The sequence below is a fragment of the Paenibacillus sp. J31R109 genome (assembly GCF_059692055.1).
Genome location: NZ_JCAUAR010000003.1, coordinates 377,493 through 399,634, shown reverse-complemented (window position 1 = coordinate 399,634; position 22,142 = coordinate 377,493). Strand labels below are relative to the sequence as shown.

General features: G+C 42.7%; 10 protein-coding genes. All 10 read left to right on the top strand.

Annotated elements, in window-relative coordinates; translation table 11 throughout:
* Positions 1 to 25: 25 nt before the first annotated feature.
* The 10 genes from AC58QT_RS11610 to AC58QT_RS11565 all read left to right on the top strand — a co-directional run bounded on the left by AC58QT_RS11610 (position 26) and on the right by AC58QT_RS11565 (position 22,095).
* Entirely contained in the window at positions 26 to 904 is an 879-nt protein-coding gene (locus tag AC58QT_RS11610; RefSeq protein WP_497409119.1) for a carbohydrate ABC transporter permease, read from the top strand.
* A gap of 62 nt (positions 905 to 966) precedes the next feature.
* On the top strand, positions 967 to 2,598 hold the full coding sequence (locus AC58QT_RS11605; protein ID WP_497409118.1) for a type 2 periplasmic-binding domain-containing protein: 1,632 nt from the start codon (positions 967 to 969) through the stop codon (positions 2,596 to 2,598).
* A 110-nt stretch (positions 2,599 to 2,708) separates the two neighbouring features.
* On the top strand, positions 2,709 to 4,382 hold the full coding sequence (locus AC58QT_RS11600) for a sensor histidine kinase (RefSeq protein WP_497409117.1): 1,674 nt from the start codon (positions 2,709 to 2,711) through the stop codon (positions 4,380 to 4,382).
* 22 nt (positions 4,383 to 4,404) lie between these two features.
* On the top strand, positions 4,405 to 5,997 hold the full coding sequence (locus AC58QT_RS11595) for a response regulator transcription factor (protein WP_497409116.1): 1,593 nt from the start codon (positions 4,405 to 4,407) through the stop codon (positions 5,995 to 5,997).
* A gap of 48 nt (positions 5,998 to 6,045) precedes the next feature.
* The gene (locus tag AC58QT_RS11590) at positions 6,046 to 8,343 is read left to right on the top strand and encodes a glycoside hydrolase family 95 protein (RefSeq protein ID WP_497409115.1); all 2,298 of its coding nucleotides are present in this window, start codon (positions 6,046 to 6,048) and stop codon (positions 8,341 to 8,343) included.
* Between the two features lie 168 nt (positions 8,344 to 8,511).
* Complete coding sequence (locus AC58QT_RS11585) at positions 8,512 to 14,994, top strand: InlB B-repeat-containing protein (protein WP_497409114.1); 6,483 nt, start codon at positions 8,512 to 8,514, stop codon at positions 14,992 to 14,994.
* Positions 14,995 to 15,067: 73 nt separating this feature from the next.
* Positions 15,068 to 15,784: a hypothetical protein gene (locus AC58QT_RS11580; RefSeq protein ID WP_497409113.1), complete on the top strand. Its 717-nt coding sequence runs from the start codon at positions 15,068 to 15,070 to the stop codon at positions 15,782 to 15,784.
* A 194-nt stretch (positions 15,785 to 15,978) separates the two neighbouring features.
* A complete protein-coding gene (locus AC58QT_RS11575) occupies positions 15,979 to 18,663 on the top strand; it encodes a CBM96 family carbohydrate-binding protein (RefSeq protein WP_497409112.1) in 2,685 nt (894 codons plus the stop codon).
* Between the two features lie 236 nt (positions 18,664 to 18,899).
* The gene (locus AC58QT_RS11570) at positions 18,900 to 21,074 is read left to right on the top strand and encodes a glycosyl hydrolase family 95 catalytic domain-containing protein (RefSeq protein ID WP_497409111.1); all 2,175 of its coding nucleotides are present in this window, start codon (positions 18,900 to 18,902) and stop codon (positions 21,072 to 21,074) included.
* 79 nt (positions 21,075 to 21,153) lie between these two features.
* Positions 21,154 to 22,095 carry a carbohydrate ABC transporter permease gene (locus tag AC58QT_RS11565; RefSeq protein WP_497409318.1) on the top strand — a complete coding sequence of 314 codons (942 nt, stop codon included), beginning with the start codon at positions 21,154 to 21,156 and terminating at the stop codon, positions 22,093 to 22,095.
* Positions 22,096 to 22,142: the final 47 nt, after the last annotated feature.

Genomic DNA, 22,142 nt, shown 5'->3' with positions numbered 1-22,142 from the left:
CAGCTTAGAAAAGGAGAGAAGAGCTTTGAAAATCAAACAAACGATGACAGATCGCGTATTTATTACCTCTGTTTATGTGCTGCTTGGACTGTTATGTCTGACGTTCATCATCCCCATTCTGCAGGTGGTTACGAATTCACTGAGCCCGCCGGATGTCATTAATAGCTATGGCTTTCATCTCATTCCGACGAAATTTGACTTGAGTGGTTACAAGACTGTTCTGCAAGACGATCGGATTTGGACAGCTTACGGCTATACGATTATTCGGACGTTACTCGGAACCTCGATTACGGTACTGCTAACATTTCTAGGTGCGTACCCATTGTCCAAAGCACTCTTGCCGAATCGCAAGCTCTGGACGAGTCTAATTGTCGTCACAATGTTCTTCTCCGGGGGTATGATTCCTTCTTATCTACTCGTGAAAAATTTAGGCATGATGAACAGCATGTGGGCGTTGGTACTGCCAGCTGCTATTAGCACATACATGTTGCTCGTTACTAGAAGCTTTTTAGCTGGATTGCCAGAAAGCTTGGAGGAGTCAGCGAAAATCGATGGTGCGAATGACATTGTCATCTTGTTCCGAATTATTCTTCCGCTCTCCTTACCGATTATTGCGACTGTCGCACTGTACTCCGCAGTTAGTAACTGGAACGCATGGTTCGATGCCATGGTCTATATCCAGGATCAGAAGAAGCAAGTGCTTCAAATTATTTTGCGCAATATTTTGCTAGTAGGCACAGACCCCATGTTGGAACAAGCTTCTTCGGGTAACAAGTTAACGGTGAGTGCGGAAAATTTGAAAATGGCCACACTGATGGTATCCATTCTCCCTATCCTAGTTGTGTATCCATTTTTGCAAAAATACTTTATCAAAGGCGCTTTGATTGGTTCGATCAAAGGCTAGTGAATGGTTAGTCCCCTATGAATAGGGATAACATATGATAGAATGATTATGGAGGGGTAACATTGACAAAGAAATGGAAAAAGGCTTCAACAGTTGCACTTGGATTAACGCTTAGCGCTAGCTTGGTTGCTTGTGGCAACAATGACAGCGGAGATAAGACTGCTGCTGCAAGCGCAGCGCCGTCGACAGCTCCAGCAAAGCAAGAACCAGTTAAAATTGATTGGTTAGGTTACGATTCAAATGCGCAAGTTGAGAATCCGGATACGAACCCTGTTGTTAAAATGGTTCAGGATAAGTTTAATGTGAAATTCAACCTTTGGTATGCCGATGCTCAGAAATGGGACGAAACACTCAATATGCGCTTTGCCGCTGGTGAAATGCCAGACTTTATGAAAATCTCTAACATTCAAAACCTGCCAAAGTTAATTACTCAAAATGTAGCGGCACCAATTGACGAAGCGCTTATTCGTAAAGTGGCACCTAACTATGCCAAATATATTGATTCTGTCAATAAAAATGCTTGGGATTTCGGAAAAGTTAACGGTAAATTGTATGCCCTTCCAGGTACAAATCCGCGTTCCATGTATCCGACAGTTATCGTTTGGCGCCAAGATTGGTTAGCAAAGGTAGGGATTACGAAAACGCCTGAGACGCTAACTGAGGTTGAAGATGCGTTGACGAAGTTCCGTAACAATGATCCAGATGGCAATGGTAAAAAAGATACGTACGGGATGTCAGACTTTGCGATTCCCGTTGTCATGGGGGCATTCGGTCGTCCAGCCTTCGATGATGTGAAAGCAGCTGCGAAGGAGCCAGCTCGTGCCTTAATGCCATTACTGAAAGATGGCAAAGTCGTAACAGCAGCAACACAACCAGAAATGAGAGATGCACTGGATGTGTTAAGCAAATGGTATAAAGCCGGACTTATTGATCCTGAATTCATCACTTCCGAGAATACAACAGGTTATTGGGCGGATTCGCAAGCCTTTTACAATAATAAAATCGGTTTGACAGGCAAAGGGATGTTCTATCACTGGCGCAATGTGCTAGAGCCGAATAATGCAGCCGATACATTAGGCGGTCAATATGTGAACTTCAACAAATCGCAGCCTAACGCAACGATCGCATTCGGGAAAGCACCGACGGGTCCTAAGGGAGCATCTGGCGCGCCACAATGGGCAACCTACGCGAACTCTTACATCTTTACGACTAAGGGAGCGAAAGATCCGAAAGTTGTCGAAGCAACATTGAAAATGATTGATGCCACGTTCACCGATTATGATTATTTCCTTACAGTAACACAAGGTATTAAAGATCAAGATTGGAAGTTGAATGGTGAGCAATTCGTCAACATGGACAAAGATCCAGCGAAGAACGCAAATGCGAAGGGTTGGAACGTATTTAACCCTACGAACGGTGGATTCTCACAGAAGAGAGACAAATTCTTGTTCGATTTTGCTGAGAAAAATGTAAAAACCAAAGGCTATGAGCCGCTCGCTCTTCCAGCGACAAATGCGTTTGCTAAATCAAGCAATGCGCTTGCGAAGTCAACGATTGAAGCTTATTTCAAAATTATCACGGGCGAGCTTCCAATCACTGCCTTTGACGACTATGTAAAAAAATATTATGCTAACGGTGGTACAGAAGTTGAGAAAGAATGGACAGACGCATACAATCAAATGCTTGGTAAATAATAGGTGGTAATGGGGAGGGGATAACCTCCCCTTTTCCCTATGGAAAGCTACGAGATGGAGGACGTACATTGAGATATTTTCAAGCTATGACATTTTACAAGAGGCTTCAGATGTCTCTACTATTACTTGTTCTCCTCCCTGTGGCTGGAAGTGCTATTTTCACCTATTATCTCATTCAAGCCAATATCAATCAGAGTATGGAAGAAAGAAATAGCGCATATCTTAATCTGGTCTCGCAAGAAATTAGTAAGACATTGGATGTTATCGATATATCGTCCCGTTACTTGGCTCAAGATACAGCTACGTTAACTCGGATGAGAACGCTGAAAGATACGACGGCCATCAGAAGTTATGGTGAGTTTGAAAGTGCTGACGAAATCAAATTATCCTTTCAATACTTTGGTGAAAAGGGTTTAACCAATCATATTCAATTTTTCATTGTGAATCCGAAAGGCCTTATCGTCCATAACCAAAAGACGGTTGAAGATTACAGTCGACTATTGAAGGATTTACCTGTCATTCAAAGCCGACTCCAGATGCATACGTACATAACCTTACAATCCCTGGGTGCCTCTTATTCGTATCCCTTGCAAGAGAATTTGCCATACGCTTTATATTTTGGTCGTGTGATTCAAGATCCATGGAATACGGAGGACTTGGGCGTTATTTACATAACGCTGTCGAATGCTTATTTCAAGCATCTATTTACACAACAGCATTTAGGAACGATGGCTCTCTATGATGCTGCTGGACAGTACGTAGCTGGAGATACGAATATTTCGTATATGCGTGATGAAAAGAAAGGCAATACGTTGCGAAGTGAGGCTAGCATCCCCATTCATGAATGGAAACTCATTTATGAAACATCGCGAGCACCGATTGCTGGTGATGTCAAAGGGATTTATCTGCTTGCTAGCACGGTAGTTGTCCTGTTTGTTGTCCTGTTCGGTTGGCTCTCCTTCTTAATTGCCAAAAGATTGCATCGTCCGATACGAAAATTGGAACTCACAGCTGTTCAATTCGGAGAAGGACATACTGAATTACGCTTCCCAGACCAAGGACAGGATGAGATTGCCCGATTGGGTCGAACCTTGAATCACATGCTTGAGAATATTAAAGAACTCATGGAAAAAAATAAGCAAGAACACGAACAGAATCGCATTCTTGAGTTGCAGGCGTTGGCCTCTCAGATTAGGCCGCATTTTTTGTTGAACACCTTAAATACGATTAAGATTAGCTTGAGTATGGCGAAAGACTCCTTTCATAGTGGCAAAATCCATTCGTTAACGCGGTTATTGCGGAATTATTTACATACGGGCGAGAATGCTACCCTACAACAGGAGTGTAAGCTGTTAGAGGATTATGTGGACATTATGAAAATGCGGAATCAAATGCAACTCGTATTCACGGTAACACTTTCAGATGAAGTGAAAACGCTTGAAATGCCCAAACTTCTGCTGCAGCCACTCATTGAGAATGCGATTGTGCATGGATTCTCAGAGCGGAAAGCGGATGCACAATTGGAAGTGATCGGTGAGTTCATCGACAAATGCATATGCATTACGGTTAGAAATAATGGCGTTGGCATGGATCCAGAACGATTGACACGGATGAACCAGCTGTTAACAGCGAGTGAGGACGAACTCGTGGACGATGTGAAACGGGTTGGTCTGTATAATATTGCCCAGCGACTTAAGCTAACTTATGGGCCAGAAGCTACGATTCAACTGCAGAATCAACCTACTGGCGGTATTGATGTCTATATGAAAATTCCAATTGGATGACATGTTTGAGGGGGATACTGAGATGTATCAAGTGATGACCATTGATGATGATGTACTGATGCTTCAGTACTTACGCGACATGATAAATTGGGAAGAGCTGAATCTACAAATCGTTTATGAAACGTATTCAAGTGTCATTGCGTTGGAGCAGTTCCGTAAATTACTGCCAGATATCGTGATCACGGACATCGGATTGCCGCAGATGGACGGTCTAGAGTTAGCCGCTCAATTACGTTCGATAAAGCCGGATGTCGTTATTCTTTTTCTGACTTGTCATGAGGAATTTCAGTACGCCAAACAAGCGTTTCAACTGGAAGCTGTAGATTATCTCATTAAAGTAGAACTCACAGAGGAACAACTGCAGGCAAGTTTACAGAAGGCGATCCGATTGCTGCAGACGCAGAAAACACACCAAGAAGAACAGCCTTATCGGGAAGATATGCGCCGAAATCGCGAGCTTCTTGAAGTTACTTTTATGAATCGGTTCATGAAAGAGGGCCCTTCAAAAGATCTACTGGAGTATGGTGCCCGACTAGGTGTTAGCTGGAAGCATCCTGATTTCATTGTAGGTATGATTGCGCCTTTTTATTCGTCCTATTCCCCAAGATATATGTATCGAGATGCATTGGCCTCTTACGGTATTTATAATATTGCGGATGAGTTGAAAAGTTCGTTCGAAGGGATGACTGTATTTTCAACGGAGTATGCAGTCGTTTTGGTTTATAATTTTAAAAATAATCTCCATACGAATCCGATGGATACATTCCGTAGCTATGCGATGGAAGTGATCGAGAAAGGCAAGGAATACCTCAAAATTCGTCTGAGCTTGCAGTACATGCAGCGGAAGCATGAGCTTTCCAGTTTAGCTGCTGCTTTACTCCTTCTGAAAGAAAAACAGTGGGATGGATTTTATTCTTCATCTGTTATTTCAGAGATTCAAGATGGCACTAAACCATGGTCGAATGAGCCAAGCACACGATTAGTTAGCCAATTGGAAACGTATGCCTCCTCCTTTGATGAGCAATTCGTAGAGAAGCAAGAAGAGCTGCTTTCCAGTGTTGGTGTTATTGCGGAAGAGAACAAACTAGCTCCTAACGTATTTTTGAAACTTATACAGACAACTTTACGATCGATTGAGATGAAAAAAGGTCATTTGGGGGCCAATTCGGAAGCGTTCTACGAGTGTCTAGCGTATGTCCTGAAAATGGACGATCTGCTTAAACTCGTCTCGCAATACGTACAACGCCTAATTGATCATGAAGATTTGAAAGACAGTATGATCCAAGGTGATTTTAAACTAAAGGTCATCAACCAGTATTTGCAAGAGCGGCTTTCGGAAAATGTAACAACGGTCGATATGGCTGAATACTTGCATCTAAATGCAAGTTATTTCTCCAGATATTTTAAGAAAGTGACGGGCACGACTTTTACGGACTTCGTTCATCGTCACAAGATGGATAATGCCATTAAAATGCTGGAACGACCCGAAGCGACGATTGAAGGCGCTGCTTTGGCTTTGGGATTTTCTGATCGGAATTACTTCTCGAAAATCTTCAAACGATACATGGGGATGACACCAGGGGATTATTTGCAGAAACGAAATAAGTCCAGATAAGCGATTACTTACGGAACACGAATTCTATCGTAAAGGACGATATCATAAATGAATACAAACCAGGAATTGTGGTACCGCGAGCCAGCTAGTAGTTGGGTAGAAGCACTACCTATAGGAAACGGAAAAATGGGAGCTATGGTTTTCGGTAGAGTGGAAGAAGAGAAAATCCAATTAAATGAGGATTCGGTCTGGTATGGTGGACCGAAGCAAAGAGCGTATCCAGAGGCATTCACGCAACTAGCTGAAATTCGTCGGTTGCTGTTCGAAGGTAAACCACAGGAAGCAGAGTACTTGTCTCGGATGTCACTGACAGCTGCACCGAAATATTTGGCTCCCTATCAGACACTAGGAGATTTGAATTTGTTCTTCTATGGGGTGGATGGTGAAGTTAGCAAGTATGTTCGTAAGTTGGATCTAGCTAGTGGCATAACTAGCCTTTCATTTGTTCGAGAAGGCGTGACATATCGGAGGGAAATATTCGCAAGTGCTATCGACGGTATGATCGCCATTCGTTTGGAAGCAGATACGCCAGGCAGCCTGACATTCAGTGCTAGCTTGAGCCGTCGCCCCTTTGAAGGTGCAACAGGTAAAGTTGGTCATGATGGGGTACTGATGAGTGGACAGTGTGGACCTGATGGCGTACACTATGCAGTCATGCTCAAGGCTGTCGCAGAAGGGGGAGCCTTAACTTGTATTGGAGATTTTGTATCTGTGGAAGCCGCAGATACGGTAACCTTATATCTTTCGGCGTCTACATCCTTTCGTGAAGAAGATCCTATTCGTGCTAGCCAAGAGAAGGTCGAAGCAGCTGCGCGGAAAGGTTACTTGGCGATCAAAGAGGACCATGTGACTGATCATTCTGCGCTGTTCAACCGGGTATCGCTCGAATTGGAAGACACGGAGGCGAATACTTTGATGAGCCTCCCGACTAACGAACGACTGAGACGTATGCAAGAAGGTAGAGAGGACCTTGGATTAATCTCGCTCTTTTTTCAATATGGCCGCTATTTATTAATGGCGAGCTCACGACCAGGATCACTGCCAGCCAATCTTCAGGGGATATGGAATGATAGTCATACACCTCCTTGGGAAAGTGATTATCATCTGAATATTAATTTACAAATGAATTACTGGCCTGCTGAGGTTTGTAATTTAGCCGAATGTCATTTGCCGGTATTTGATCTCCTGGATAGACTTCGGGAAAATGGTCGTATTACGGCGAAGGAGATGTATGGCGCCAAAGGATTTGTCGCCCATCATGGCACGACTCCGTGGGCAGAGACGGAAGTTTGTGGTACCTATGTTCCTGCGGTATTTTGGCCGATGGGTGGAGCTTGGCTATCTCTGCATATGTGGGAGCATTACCGATATGGCTTAGATCATACGTTTCTTCGAGATCGTGCGTATCCAACATTAAAAGAAGCTGCGGAATTTTTCTTAGATTTCCTTATTGAAGATGAGTATGGACGACTTGTCACATCGCCATCTCTCTCTCCAGAAAATAAATATCGGTTGCCAAATGGAAATGAAGGCTGTTTATGTGTGGGCCCTTCCATGGATTCGCAAATCATTCATGCCTTATTTGCAGCTTGCATAGAAGCGAGTGAGATCCTTGTTTTGGACGAAGATTTCAGGGAGAAGCTTGAAGCAGCGCTTGGTAGGCTTCCTGAACCTCAAATTGGTAAGCATGGCCAATTGATGGAATGGTCTGTGGATTATGAAGAAGTGGAGCTGGGGCATCGCCATATCTCTCACTTGTTCGCTCTTCACCCTGGGGAACAGATTACGATTGAACATACACCAGAATTAGCACAAGCGGCTAGAGTGAGTTTGGAAAGACGCCTTTCCCATGGCGGAGGTCACACAGGTTGGAGTCGGGCCTGGATCATTCAATTTTGGAATCGACTGCAAGATGCCGAGCAAGCCTATGACAATTTGCAGGCTTTGTTAGCTCATTCTGTTCATCTGAATTTGTTCGGGGACCATCCTCCCTTTCAGATCGATGCTAACTTTGGAGGCACAGCAGCTATCGCCGAGATGCTTCTTCAGTCGCATAAAGGCGAGATTTTGCTGCTGCCAGCACTTCCATCGGCATGGTCGAATGGTCGTGTAACAGGATTAAGAGCACGTGGGGGTTATGAAGTTAACATAACGTGGAAGAACGGCTTGTTGAGGGAAGCCGTCCTTCATGCGGAGCATTCTGAGATATGTACAATAAGAAGTAAAGTGCCCATTCAAGTACGGGATGAGTCGGGGCTTCTGATTGCAGAATGCGCAATGCCAAGCTTTGTTGTACGTTTTAAAACAGAAGCGGGTAAAAAGTATGTCGTGATTCCCAATAATTAGGCAGTAAAAATCGTCTGGAAATAGGTCAGAATCGTCAGCATACACCTAGTGGTTCATGATGTATCATTGATCCTATCGCAAGAGGAGCATCGGGTAAGATGTGAGGTGCTCCTCTTTCATTTCAATAATTTGGAAGCGATTGCATTCATGACATTGGAGGGTTTTCAGATGAGGATAAGTAAAATTTGTAGAAAGATGACCTTGTTGCTGCTAATTACGTTCATGCTAGCCATGATGCTGCCGCAGAACACAATGCTTAAGGCTGAAGCTGCAGCGGTAGCAACAACAGGTACGTTCTACGTAGACTATTCAAATGGGCTGGATACGAATGATGGAACTACACCCGAAACGGCTTGGAAAACCTTAGATAAGGTCAATGCAACCCAATTTGCTCCGGGAAACAAACTATTATTTAAATCGGGCGAGATCTGGTTTGGGCAGCTTTGGCCGAAGGGTTCTGGTACAGAGGGAAGTCCCATTATTATTGATAAATACGGTGATGGGGATAAACCAAAGATTGATGCCGAAGGACTGATATCGAGTGCTGTGAAGCTGGATAATCAAGAATACTGGGAAATTAACAATCTAGCAGTAACGAACTGGCGCACGACGAAAACAACGGTCCAATTAACGTCGACCACCACATTTGATGTGACTGGGTATTTGGCGGGGATTCGTGTAACGGCATCTGGTAGAGAAGGTGCTTATAAACACATTGTGATTCGGGATTGCTACATCCATGACATCAATGGTTTGCGAGAGTTTGGACCCAATGACACCACTGGAGGGACGGTGGCTGGCGCATACTCGAATCCACCAGCATTAGGTGGTTATGATAGCTCATGGTTTAAGGGAACCGGTGGTATATCCATTGCGACTGTGGATACGCGTCCAGGTTATACGGGTACTCAACCTCCGAAAACGTATTTTGATGGCATTACCATTGAGAATAATACGATTGAACGTGTATCTGAAACGGGGATTCGCATTGCACAGGGGGTTACCTTGGCAGCTTATTCCAATGCAAACCAATCCACGGTTGTTCCGAATCGAAATATTGTGATGAGAAACAATATGTTGATGGGTGGTTTGGAATACTCCGACTTTGGTCAATTAATCTCACCAGCCTATGATCCTATTAGTGAGTACAATATTGCGCACGACTGGCGAACTTCAGGGTTAGAAGTTACAAACACAACAAATGGCATTTACCAATTTAACGAAGTTTATAATATTAGACAGTGGCCAACAACTAGAACTGCTGATGATACCGCTTTTGACGCGGATTTAAACAGTAGTAATGTCATTTTTCAATATAACTACGCACATGATTCAGGTTCAGCCTTTTTAATCTGTGATTTGCAGGGGAATAAGACAAACTATAAACCTATCATTTATCGCTATAATATTGCGCAAAATATAACGAATCGCCTGATTTATGGCGGTTATGGTGGACTGGTTTATAACAATACGTTCTATTCACCGAATAATGACACTAGAGTGCAACCAGATAACAATACGGTTGTATCTAATAATATATTCTATGTGAAAAGCCTTGCTAATAGTGGTGGTACCTATAAGAACAATCTATATTATCTAACTGCTCCACTCGCAGCAGATACGTCTGCAGTTGTAGGAGATCCCCAGTTTATCGATCCGGGTAAAGGTGAAACAGGTACAGTTCCTGGGCAACCGAAGATTGATACGTTAGTAGGGTATAAGTTAAAGAATACATCTCCAGCTATCGATACGGGAATTAGTATTGCCAATAACGGTGGCAGGGACTACTTTGGAAATCCGTTATATTTAGATGCTCCTGATATTGGGGCACATGAGTATTCGGATTCGGATAAACCCGTAGATCACGTGGCGTATGTAGAGATGGATAGCTATAAACGTTTTATGAATGTGCAAGACACGGGAAGTATAAAGGCTACGGTTAAGCCAGATTCCGTTAAAAATAAATCTGTAACCTATACGTCAAGTAACGAAAGTATTGTTCAAGTAACGGAATCAGGTTTGTTAACTGCGATTTCTCCTGGAACAGCAAAAATTAGGGCTACTAGTAAATCAGATCCTTCCGTGTATGTTGAAAGTGAGATTGTCGTTTCTCCTGCATCGAATGGGATTAAGATCGTAACACCTTCCGATGATGGGTATGTAAGAGGAGTGAGTGTATCCCAATCATCAATTGTTTCACAAACAGCAGATCCTAATAATTTGCAAATACAAAATAATGCCGACACGGATGATGGATGGAATAAGAAGGTGTTCCTCCAATTTCCTACAACGGATATCAAGGAGGACTCCAACAATAAAACATTTATTTTTAGAATTTTCGCCCATAAAATTGAAGCCGTATCACCTTCAGACGCCAGAGGGTCCTATAAGCCAGTTTCCATATTTCCAACAATTACAGGTTGGTCCGAGTCAAGCCTAAGAGGAAATAATAGGCCTGCTAGAAGTCAAGCTGCTTCCATCGGATCCTTTAATGTTCCAGTAACAAACGCACAAGTATATTCATGGTTCGATGTGAATGTGACGGATTATATGAGAACTTACTTAGCGAGTGGGAATAAATCGCAGGTCTCCTTTGAACTTAGCAATGAACTGCTAAGAGCAAATACAGACTCAAAATTTATTGAATTCTCTTCGAAAGAGTCACCAGATAACATGCCACCACAGCTTGTTGTTAGCACATTACCGATTCAAGCACCGACAGGTCTATCTGTCACAACAACAACAGGAACATTACCTGTTCTTCCGACAACCGTTAATGCGATTCAACTAGCGGATGGCAGACAGCTTCCTGTGACTGTACAATGGGAAACGATAAACCCAGCTTTGTACGCAACCAATGGAACATTTGATGTAAGAGGTTTCATAACTCAGCCGGAATATGCATCTTTTGAAATTCCAGTCATAATAAAAGTAGTTGTTGAACCTAAAGTTCTATCCGTTGCACTTGATGCAAATAAGCTGTACTTGAATGTTGGCGGCGTTAAAACAGTAACAAGCCAAATAACGCCAGCAAGCGTGACTAATAAAAATGTAACATTTTCATCAAGCAACAACGGAATTGCAACGATTTCCGCAGATGGCAAAATTACGGCCGTTTCTGCAGGAACAGCCATCATTACGGCAGCAAGTGTCAGCGATCCGAGCATCATGACAACTTGTGAGGTCATTGTAACAGCAGCAACGGTCGATTATCCTAAACAGGTGTTCAAGGCAACACAAGATGATTATGTGAGAGATCGAACGAATGTTGAAAATTTTGGTGGAGAAGCCATTTTACATGTCAAATCAGCGAATCAAGCTGGCTTTTCTAGAGTAAGCTACGTTCAATTTAATATGAGTACATTCCCAAGCAATAGTACTTTATCAGCAAAGCTTCGATTATATGGGAAGAATATTGATGGGAATTCAAAAGCTTTGACGGATTTGTCTGTATTTGAAACAGATTCTGGCTGGAGCGAAACGAGCTTAAATTGGACGAACAGAAAGCCATTTAAAGGAAGTGCAATCGCTTCTTTTAAAGCACCGACTGTAGCTGGTGGTGCTTCAATCACGCCACATGGTGTATGGTATGAGGTCGATATCACGAATTTCATCAATAGTCGATTACAAACAGGACTTTCTTTATCCGATGTATCTTTAGGCCTAGCTTACACGGAGTTTGTAAACAATGGTCTGTTGGCATCGGCAGCATTTAATTCAGGGATTCAATTCTCCTCAAAGGAGGATTCATCTGGCGATTTTGCACCTCGCCTCGAATTGGCCGTTATTCCTTATTCGGTGCTAGGTGATAAAACAGTACGTACTTCAATTGGGACAGCACCAACGCTTCCGCTTACGTTGGATGTGCGAGATACAACGTCAGGATTGACAGTATCAAAACCTGTTACCTGGGAAGCTATTCCTTCGTTCCGGTATGCAAATCCTTCAAGCTTTGACGTGCAAGGTACATTTGACTATAACGGACAACCGCAATCGGTCATTTACAAAGTTATTGTGGAGGCACCTGTAACGCAATTACTGTTCAACGCTAGTTCTGGAACCGTTAACCCGACGGTTACTACAGTGACTTACGGCAATTCGGTAGGATGGATGCCGACGCCAGTTCGACCAGGATATGAATTTATAGGCTGGAATACAGCCATAGACGGTACTGGACTGCAATATCAACCATTAACGGTCTATATGAAGTACACAGATACGATGCTATATGCACAATGGAAAGCAAAAACGTTCACGTTAAGCTTTAATGCACAAGGTGCAGCCTCTGCACCAGCCAATCAATCCGTCATATTCGATACTCTGGTCGGAACATTACCCGTAGTAACACGCAGTGGTTATACATTTAGAGGCTGGAACACAGCTGCGAATGGGACTGGAACGACGCTGACGGAAAGCTCTCTTTATAACGATCCAAAGGATACGAATCTTTATGCAAAATGGGAAGCGAATACGTATCAAATTACATTTGATACGCAATCAACACCATTCACAAAGCAAGTTACGTACGATGCAGCTGTAGGAACTATTGAGCCCATTGACCGTGATGGTTATTCGTTTAGTGGCTGGAATACTGCGGCTGATGGAACAGGACAAACCTATACCGAAGCGACGATCTATCAGTTAGCAGGAAATCTAACTTTGTATGCACAATGGTCGGCCGGGGCGTATACCTTGCGTTTTAATGCCAACGGTGGTCAAGATGTGTATGCGGATAAGAGGGTCAATTATGATGCACCTGTTGGTAATTTGCACACGCCGATTCGCATCGGTTATACGTTCAGAAGCTGGAACACAGCTAGTAATGGGACAGGTGTGGCTTATACAGCTGACACGATTTATCGAGCAACATCCGATACGTTATTATTTGCCATTTGGGATGCAAAAGCGTATACGTTAATCTTGGATGCACAAGGCGGCATCATAACCCCTAATTCATCCGTTATCTCGGTGACTTATGCCACGTATGTAGACTCACTACCAGTTGCTACGAAGATGGGGTATACATTTACGGAATGGAATACCGTTGCTAATGGAACGGGAGAAACGTATACAAGTCATACTTGGTACCATACGGCAGCGGACTCGATCTTGTATGCAAGATGGTCGCCAAATCCATATATCTTGCATTTTGATGCACAAGGCGGGGAAGTAAACGTATCTGAAAAGAGGGTAACTTTTGTAGCTCCAGTTGGTGTTCTACCCGTACCGACCAAACCTGAACATATATTTATCGGCTGGAACACGAAGCAAGATGGCAGCGGAATCCTTTATACAGATTCTACAAACTTTAACACAGCATCCGATGTGACGCTTTATGCCATTTGGAGAGTCATTGACTATAATGGCGGTTCTTCAAGTGAAGATTCGACTTTTACACCGATTGCACCGAGTACACCTAGTACACCGAATACAATTCTGCTAGATCGCGTTGAAGTGACATCCGAGTTAGAGAAAGATACGAAAGTAACAACGGATGTTCATGGTACTACCGTAGCACAATTGAAGATTGATGCGAGTAATATTCAAACATCACTAGATCAATTAAAGTATGGCGCAACCTTAGTACTTACAACGCCAAAGGCAATTGAAGGGAAAGAAGATGCAGGCATGCAGGTGAATATGCATGTAGAGCAACTAAGTTTATTGACGGATAAACAACTTTCATTAGAGGTCCAAGCAGGTAATAAATCGTATATCTTAAGTGCCGAAGAGATGCTTGCTCAAGCTAGTCTTCTTTTCCCGAAAGCTTTACCAAGTGAGATTTCACTTACCATCATGACGACACCTTTCAATGAAGAAGAAACGGCAGAACTCAAACGAGAAGCTGAAAAGCAAGGCTATACGTTATTAGATTCCCCTGTTTCCTTTGAAGTGCGGTTATCGAATAATCAAGTGGATAAGCCTACTGAGATGTTTGAAAAGATGGTAGGTCGTGTTTTAGGAGAAACGACGAACAAAGCTGTTATTGCACTAAGAATTCAAAAGGATGGCACATTCGTCCCCGTGCCTTTAACAATAGTGAACGGCAAATATGTAGGTATGAGTTTAGTAAATAGTACTTATGTATTAGCGGCAGCGAAACAAATTACGTTCAACGATATAAAAGGGCATGAAGCAGAATCAAGTATTCAAGCTTTAGCCTCTAAATACGTGGTTACTGGTTTGCCGAATGGTGATTTTGAACCAAGTCGTTCGGTAACCCGTGCAGAATTTGTGCAAATGTTAACCGCAGCATTAGGTCTATATGACAAAGGCGTAGCAAAGCCACGCTTTAAAGATGTTGACGTGACTGCTTGGTATGCAGATGCTATCACGCGAGCCGTAGATGCTAAGCTGATAAGCGGTGTTTCGGCGGAGCTGTTTAATCCAAGTGGTATCATCACCTATGAAGAAGTCTACACCATTCTTGGTAGAACATTACCGATGTTAAGACTTGAGGGTAAAGTAGATCCAAGTAAGACATTATCTAAGATTGCAGAGGCCGCCACATTATCAGATTGGTCTTTAACGTCAACTGCAGCACTTGTAGACCTAGCTATTGTTACAGGTGATAAGCTTCATGCAAAAAGCATTATTACGCGAGCAGATGCTGCTGTCTTCATTCAACGGCTGTTAGAAAAAGCATTTTAAGTTACTGAATAGGGATAAGCCATTGTCCGATTAGGGGTCAATGGCTTGCTTTTATTCATGGAGGATGATGGTTATGAAGAGTAAGCTTATATTACCAATTATTTTAATTATCCTAGTGTTGTCCATACTCATAATTTGGAATCACGATAAAGACAAAGCGATGGCTTATATCAATGGTGAAGAAATAACGGTACCCGAATTCTCATTAATAGAGAATAATACGAAATCCGAAGTCATTACGTATTTTAGACAAAAGTATAAGGCGGATATTGATACGAATTTCTGGAACCGTAATTACAGCGGAGAAATTCCTCTAGAGATTTTAAAGCAAAAAGCAATGGATAAAATGAAAAAACTGAAACTCGAGCAAAAGCTAGCCAAAGATAAAGGCCTTATTAAAGATATCAGCTATGAAGCTTTCCTCGATGCTTGGCATTATGAGAATATCAATCGCCAAAAATCGATCGATAGTGGAAAAGTTGTTTACGGGAACAACCACTTCGAAGAATGGGATTATTATACGTATCGCCAAAGTAACTTGGTGTTAGCGTTGAAAAAAAAGCTGGCAGAAGTTGAACTGAAACCTAAAGATGAAGAACTGAAAGCTTTCTATATGAAGTATAAAGATAATTTGTATAGTTTGGGGACGAATTTGGGGTATAGGGAATTGTCAGAGGTGAAAGAAGATGTTGCTATGCAACTTGTCAATGCGAATTATGATGCATTCATTGAACGGAGGATTCAAGACTCGGTTGTGAACATAAACGACAAACAATATAGTCGGTTATAAACAAGTAAAAATCGTATAGAAGGAAGTCAGAATCGTCAGCAGACATCTCTCTCTTAGTTGGATATGATGATGTTAATCGCGAGCCATTACTGACGACAACAGGGGAGCACCACACATTCGATGATCGATGTACGGTGCTCTTTTCTATTTAGTTAGAATGGAAGCGATTACAAGATGCAGAGGAGTGATTATTAATGAACAGCAGCACGCTTTATAGGAGTATGAGGTTGGTTGTCATGGCCATGTTTGTATTGGCAATGATACTACCCGCACAAGTGATGCCCACGGCTGAAGCAGCGGTAACGGGTACTTATTATGTGGATTACTCGAATGGACAAGATTCGAATAACGGAACTTCTCCTGAAACCGCATGGAAAACGTTAGATAAGGTCAATGCCACAACATTTGCTCCAGGCAACCAAATTTTATTCAAATCTGGTGAGATCTGGTTTGGACAGCTTTGGCCGAAAGGTTCTGGTGTAGAAGGAAGTCCGATTGTCATTAATAGCTATGGTACAGGAGATAAGCCGAAAATTGATGCTGAAGGTCTCATTTCAAGTGCTGTTAAATTGGATAACCAAGAGTATTGGGAAATCAACAATCTAGCTGTAACGAATTGGCGCACGACTACAACGACGGTTCAACTGACTACGAGCTCAACTTTCGAGGTAACGGGTTACTTGGCTGGCATTCGGGTCACAGCATCGGGGCGTGAAGGTGCTTACAAGCATATTGTGATTCGCGATTGTTACATTCACGATATTAACGGGTTGCGCGAGTTTGGACCGAATGATACGACGGGGGGAACCGTAGCGGGGGCATATTCCAATCCACCTGCGCTAGGCGGGTATGACAGCTCTTGGTTTAAGGGGACCGGTGGTATTTCCATAGCCACTGTTGATACACGTCCCGGATATACAGGCACGCAACCCGCAAAAACTTATTTTGATGGCATTACGATTGAGAACAATACGATTGAACGGGTATCGGAGACGGGAATTCGAATTGCACAAGCTGTAACGTTGGCAGCGTATTCCAATGCGAACCAAACGGCAGTTGTACCCAATCGAAATATTGTCATGAGAAATAATTTGCTGATGGGAGGATTAGAATACTCCGATTTTGGTCAGTTAATCTCACCATCTTATGCACCATTAAGCGAGTATAACATTGCTCATGACTGGCGGACGTCGGGTATTGAAGTTACGAATACGATTAATGGTATTTATCAATTTAATGAAGTTTATAATATTACGCATTGGGCGACAACGAGAACGGCTGATGATACGGCGTTTGATGCGGATTTGAACAGCAGTAATGTTGTCTTCCAATATAACTATGCGCATGATTCAGGATCAGCATTTCTAATCTGTGATTTGCAGGGGAATAAGACGAATTACAAGCCTATTATTTATCGATACAACATTGCCCAAAACATAACAAATCGGCTGATCTATGGAGGAAATGGCGGACTTGCTTATAACAATACGTTTTATTCACCGAATAACAACACGAGAGTGTCACCCGATAATAATACGTTGGTCGCCAATAATATCTTTTACGTAAAAAGCCTTACGAATGGCGGAGGCAAGTATCAAAACAACTTGTATTATTTAACCGCACCAGTAGCGGCTGATGCAACTGGGATTGTCGGAGATCCTCAATTTGTTGATCCTGGAAAAGGGGGGACGGGTACGGTACCTGGTCAACCGAAGATTGATACTTTGGTCGGATACAAATTAAAGAACACATCTCCAGCTATTGATGCAGGGATGATTATTGCTAACAATGGAGGCAGAGATTATTTTGGCAATCCGTTATATGCGGATGCACCTGATATTGGCGCACATGAATATGTAGGTTTAGATAAACCGGTTACTCCGGTAGATAAACAAGTCATTAAAGTGAAAGAAGACGCTTATGTAAGAAGTGGTGGTTATGCTGGAAATAACTATGGGACAGCTACCATGCTTGAGGTGAAAGAAAATCCAACGGGCTATGGGCGAAAAACATTCATGAAGTTTGATCTTGGCGCTCTATCTGGCAGTGATATTGCTGCTGTTAAATTAAAAGTGTACGGTGCTATGACAGATGCTGTGGGCACTGTTACGAATGTAGGCGTCTATGAAGTACAGAACGACAGTTGGACGGAAAGTACGCTGAATTGGAACAATATGCCGACGATCGGTAATTTGTCGGGTACAGCCACTTTTGATGGGACCTATCAATGGAGGGAGTACGATCTTACTTCCTATGCGATTGCTCAAGCCAATGGGGATAAGACACTCAGCGTAGCTTTACAGGATGCAACGGGCTATTTAAGCAGTATTTTAAGCAAAGAAACGGGTGCTGGAAGTGCGTATTTGGAAGTGACATTAAGTCAAGCTAAATTAAGCGTAAAAGAAGATTCTTATGTGCGCAGCGGTGGTTATGCCAGTACTAACTATGGAACGGCTACTAGCTTGGATATGAAGGAGAACCCGTCTGGCTTTGGGCGTAAAGCTTTCTTGAAGTTTGACCTCACCCCGATCAGTCGGCCGATGGACTCCGTCATTTTGAATGTATATGGCGCATTGGCAGATCCGAATGGAACTAGCTCTAATGTCGCTGTTTACCAGGTGCAGAATGATACATGGTCCGAAAACGGACTGAACTGGAACAATATGCCGGTCATTGGCAGCTTAATGGCTACTGCAACTTTTGATTCTACGTATCAGTGGCGCCAGTATGACATTACAGCGTATGTGCAAGCGCAGGCAAGTGGTGACAAAATCGTAAGTCTTGCGTTGCAAGATTTAACTGGTTTGTTTAGTACAGCGAAGAGTAAGGAAAGTGATAGTGGTATGTATAAGGCTTATTTGCAGGTTACTTTTCATTAAAAAAAGTACAGAGTAATTTCGTTATAAAAGAACGAGAGCAGTATCATTACTGCTTCTCGTTCTTTGTATTGTACGAATATTCGCTATAACTTAGAGGAAGTCATACTGTCAAAAAGTAAAAATGAGATACGTATGAGTAAAAATCCTTATCAGAATAATATACGACTTGACGCTATAGTAAAGTAGTGATTTTTTCATGTCATTCACAATCATCTATAAAAAGAGGGGTTCATAAGGTGGGAACTGCATTTGATCAAATTGACTGGAAGTCTTTCCTAGAATGTCAGGATTTATATTGGAATCAAAAACCAAGCTCATGGAACGAGGGAGCCTTTATTGGCAATGGCCTGCTTGGGGCGATGATTTACAGTGAGTTAGAGGATGAGATGGTATGGCATGTTGGAAGAACGGATGTTACACAGCATGTTAATCATGTAGATGCAATAGAAGGAAAATATCGCATTCCTATTGGGAAGCTTGTATTGAAAACAAAAGGGAAAATAACAGGTTGCCAGATGCGCATGGATTTGTGGAACGCTGAAGTATCCTGCACGATGAATACTACGCTTGGGAAAGTAGTGTGGAATTCGTTTACGCATTCGGAACAGCATGTAACGGTTATTAGATGTCGTAATACTGAAGGGGAGCAAGAGGCAACTTGGACTTGGGTTCCTGCTAAAGCCGAAAACCCGAGGGTGGTTTTCCATTCAACGCCTGAAGGAGGCTATTACCCATGTCCAGAGAGGATAGAGAATCCCGGGGTAAGGTGGGAGTGGGATGGTAATGTACAGGTTACGGTTCAAGAGTTGGCGGATGGTGGTACATATGCGACAGCGTGGATGGAATCTAGTGTGGATGAGAGTGGCTTCAAATCTGTGTTTGTCAGTGTAGGACGAGATTCATTTGATCAAACGGGCAAACAGGAATGCTCAGAAGCCATAAAGACAGCAGTTTCTCAAGAAATTGACCAATTACGGGCAACTCACCGTACATGGTGGCATGCTTACTATCCAGCAAGCTTTATCTCTTTGCCTGATAAAGAACTAACTAAATTTTACTGGATTCAGATGTACAAGCTTGCTTCGGGAACACGCGCTGATCGTCCCATGCTTGATCTTATGGGGCCATGGATGGATCTGACACCGTGGCCAGCCATTTGGTGGAATCTTAATGTTCAGCTCACTTATTCTCCCATCTACACGGCGAATCGATTGGAGATAGGGGAATCGCTCTGTCGTACGCTCGACGGACAGTTGGAGAACTTGATTGCAAATGTGCCAGAACCATTTCAATATGATTCGGCTGCAATCGGGAGGGTTAGCAGTTACGACTGCGTTAGTTCCGTGAGTGGGGAGAGAGGCAATCTTTTATGGGTATGTCATAACTATTGGCTGCAGTATCGATATTCTATGGACGAGGACATGCTGCGTAATCGTTTATATCCTTTGCTCCGACGTGTAGTGGGGTACTACTTACATCTTGTAAAGCTTGGCAAGGATGGCAGATATCATCTGCCTCTCTCGGTATCACCAGAGTATTATTTAATGGCCGAGGATACACATTATGATTTATCTCTACTTCGGTGGGGATGTGAGACATTGATCACAGCTTCTCATCATTTGGGGGTGGAGGATGAACTTCTAACTCGTTGGCAAGATGTATTAAATAAGCTTACGGATTATCCTGTTGATCAAACTGGCTATATGATCGGTAAGGATGTTCCACTGTTGACATCACATCGACATGCTTCGCATCTAATGGCATTTTATCCCCTATATACAGTGAACTGGGAACAGATAGAATCTCGTGAACTCATAGAAAAGTCATTGGAACACTGGATCCAATTTGAAGGGGCATTAAGAGGCTATTCCTTTACGATTGCGTCTGCCATGTTTGCTTCAATGGGGCGTGGCAATGAAGCGCTGCAATATCTGAAGCAATTTATGAGTGAACATGTGCAACCTAATACGATGTACCGTGAGACAGGACCCTGCATGGAGACCCCGCTTTCGGCAGCATCTTCCATTCACCAAATGCTTCTACAAAGCTGGGGGAACTGTATTCGTGTATTTCCTGCAATTCCAGAAGAGTGGGGAGATGTTGACTTTCAACATTTACGAGCAGAGGGGGCATTCCTCGTTAGCGCCGTTCGTAGAGGCGGAATTACACAGTGGATTCGTGTGGAGAGTCTTGCTGGCGAACCTTGCCAAGTACAGTGTGACTTGGAGCTTCCCTTACATGTGGAAAACGATTCGCGAAATAGTGTCAGCTATAAAATACTGGATATCCAAGATGGAAAGACTCGAATTGAACTGGATCTGCTGAAAGGAGAAAGTGCCTATCTGTATAATGAGAATAACCGTCCATCAGCGCTAATAAGTAAAAATAGTACACAAATCAGTAAAATATAAGATTCATGAGTTAAATTGAAAAAGTTTTATAGTATACCTATACAATCTTATTAAACCAAGGTAGGTGTACTGCGTGTCAATCAATAACGTAAAAAGAGTTGCAATTGCCTCATCATTGGCAAAACCGAGAGCTTTTTGGAATCAACCCAAAAAAGAAGCTCTTGCGGGATGGTTATTTCTTTCTCCTGTATTCATTTGTATTCTGGTGCTCGGTGTATTTCCGGTCTTATTCTCCTTATTTTTAAGCTTCTGCAATTGGAATTTAGTTGGGGGGCTTTCGAGTATCAAATTTGTGGGATTGGATAATTTTAAGATGTTATTTGAGGATGATAAGTTTTATATGGCCTTAAAAAACAACTTAACGTATACGGCAGTAACTGTGCCAATTGGACTATGCCTTGCCTTAGTTTTGTCCGTTCTGATTCACTCAAGAGTGTTTGGTCAAAGCTATTTTAAAGTCGCCTTTTTTATACCTTATATTTCTTCAATAACAGCGTTAGGGGCCATTTGGAGTGCTTTGTATCATCCCTCATTAGGTCCTATCAATCAATTTTTGATTCGCATTGGGATCACCAATCCGCCTAAGTGGTTAGCAGATACACATTTTTCCCTAACATCGATAATGATTATCGCCATCTGGGCCGCACTTGGATATCAAATCATTATTTTTATCGCGGGGTTGACGAATATCCCGGATGAGCTTTACGAAGCTGCAGATATGGATGGAGCCTCATCTGTCCAGCAATTTTTCCGTATCACGTTGCCATTACTTGGACCAACCACGTCTTTCTTGTTTATTACGACGCTAATGTCCTCCTTCAAGGTGTTTGATTTAATTGCTTTTCTTACTGGCGGTGGACCGAATGACTCATCAACTGTACTCGTCTATCGGATTTATGAAGAGGGCTTCCAAAACTTCAGGATGGGTTATGCATCAGCAATATCATGGGCTTTGTTCATTATTATTGGGATTGTCACTTTGATTTCTTATAGACTACAGAAGCAACCAACAGAGGGTTAGAAGAAAGGAGAGAGCTTGTTTGATATCAAAAAAAATAGATATATCTA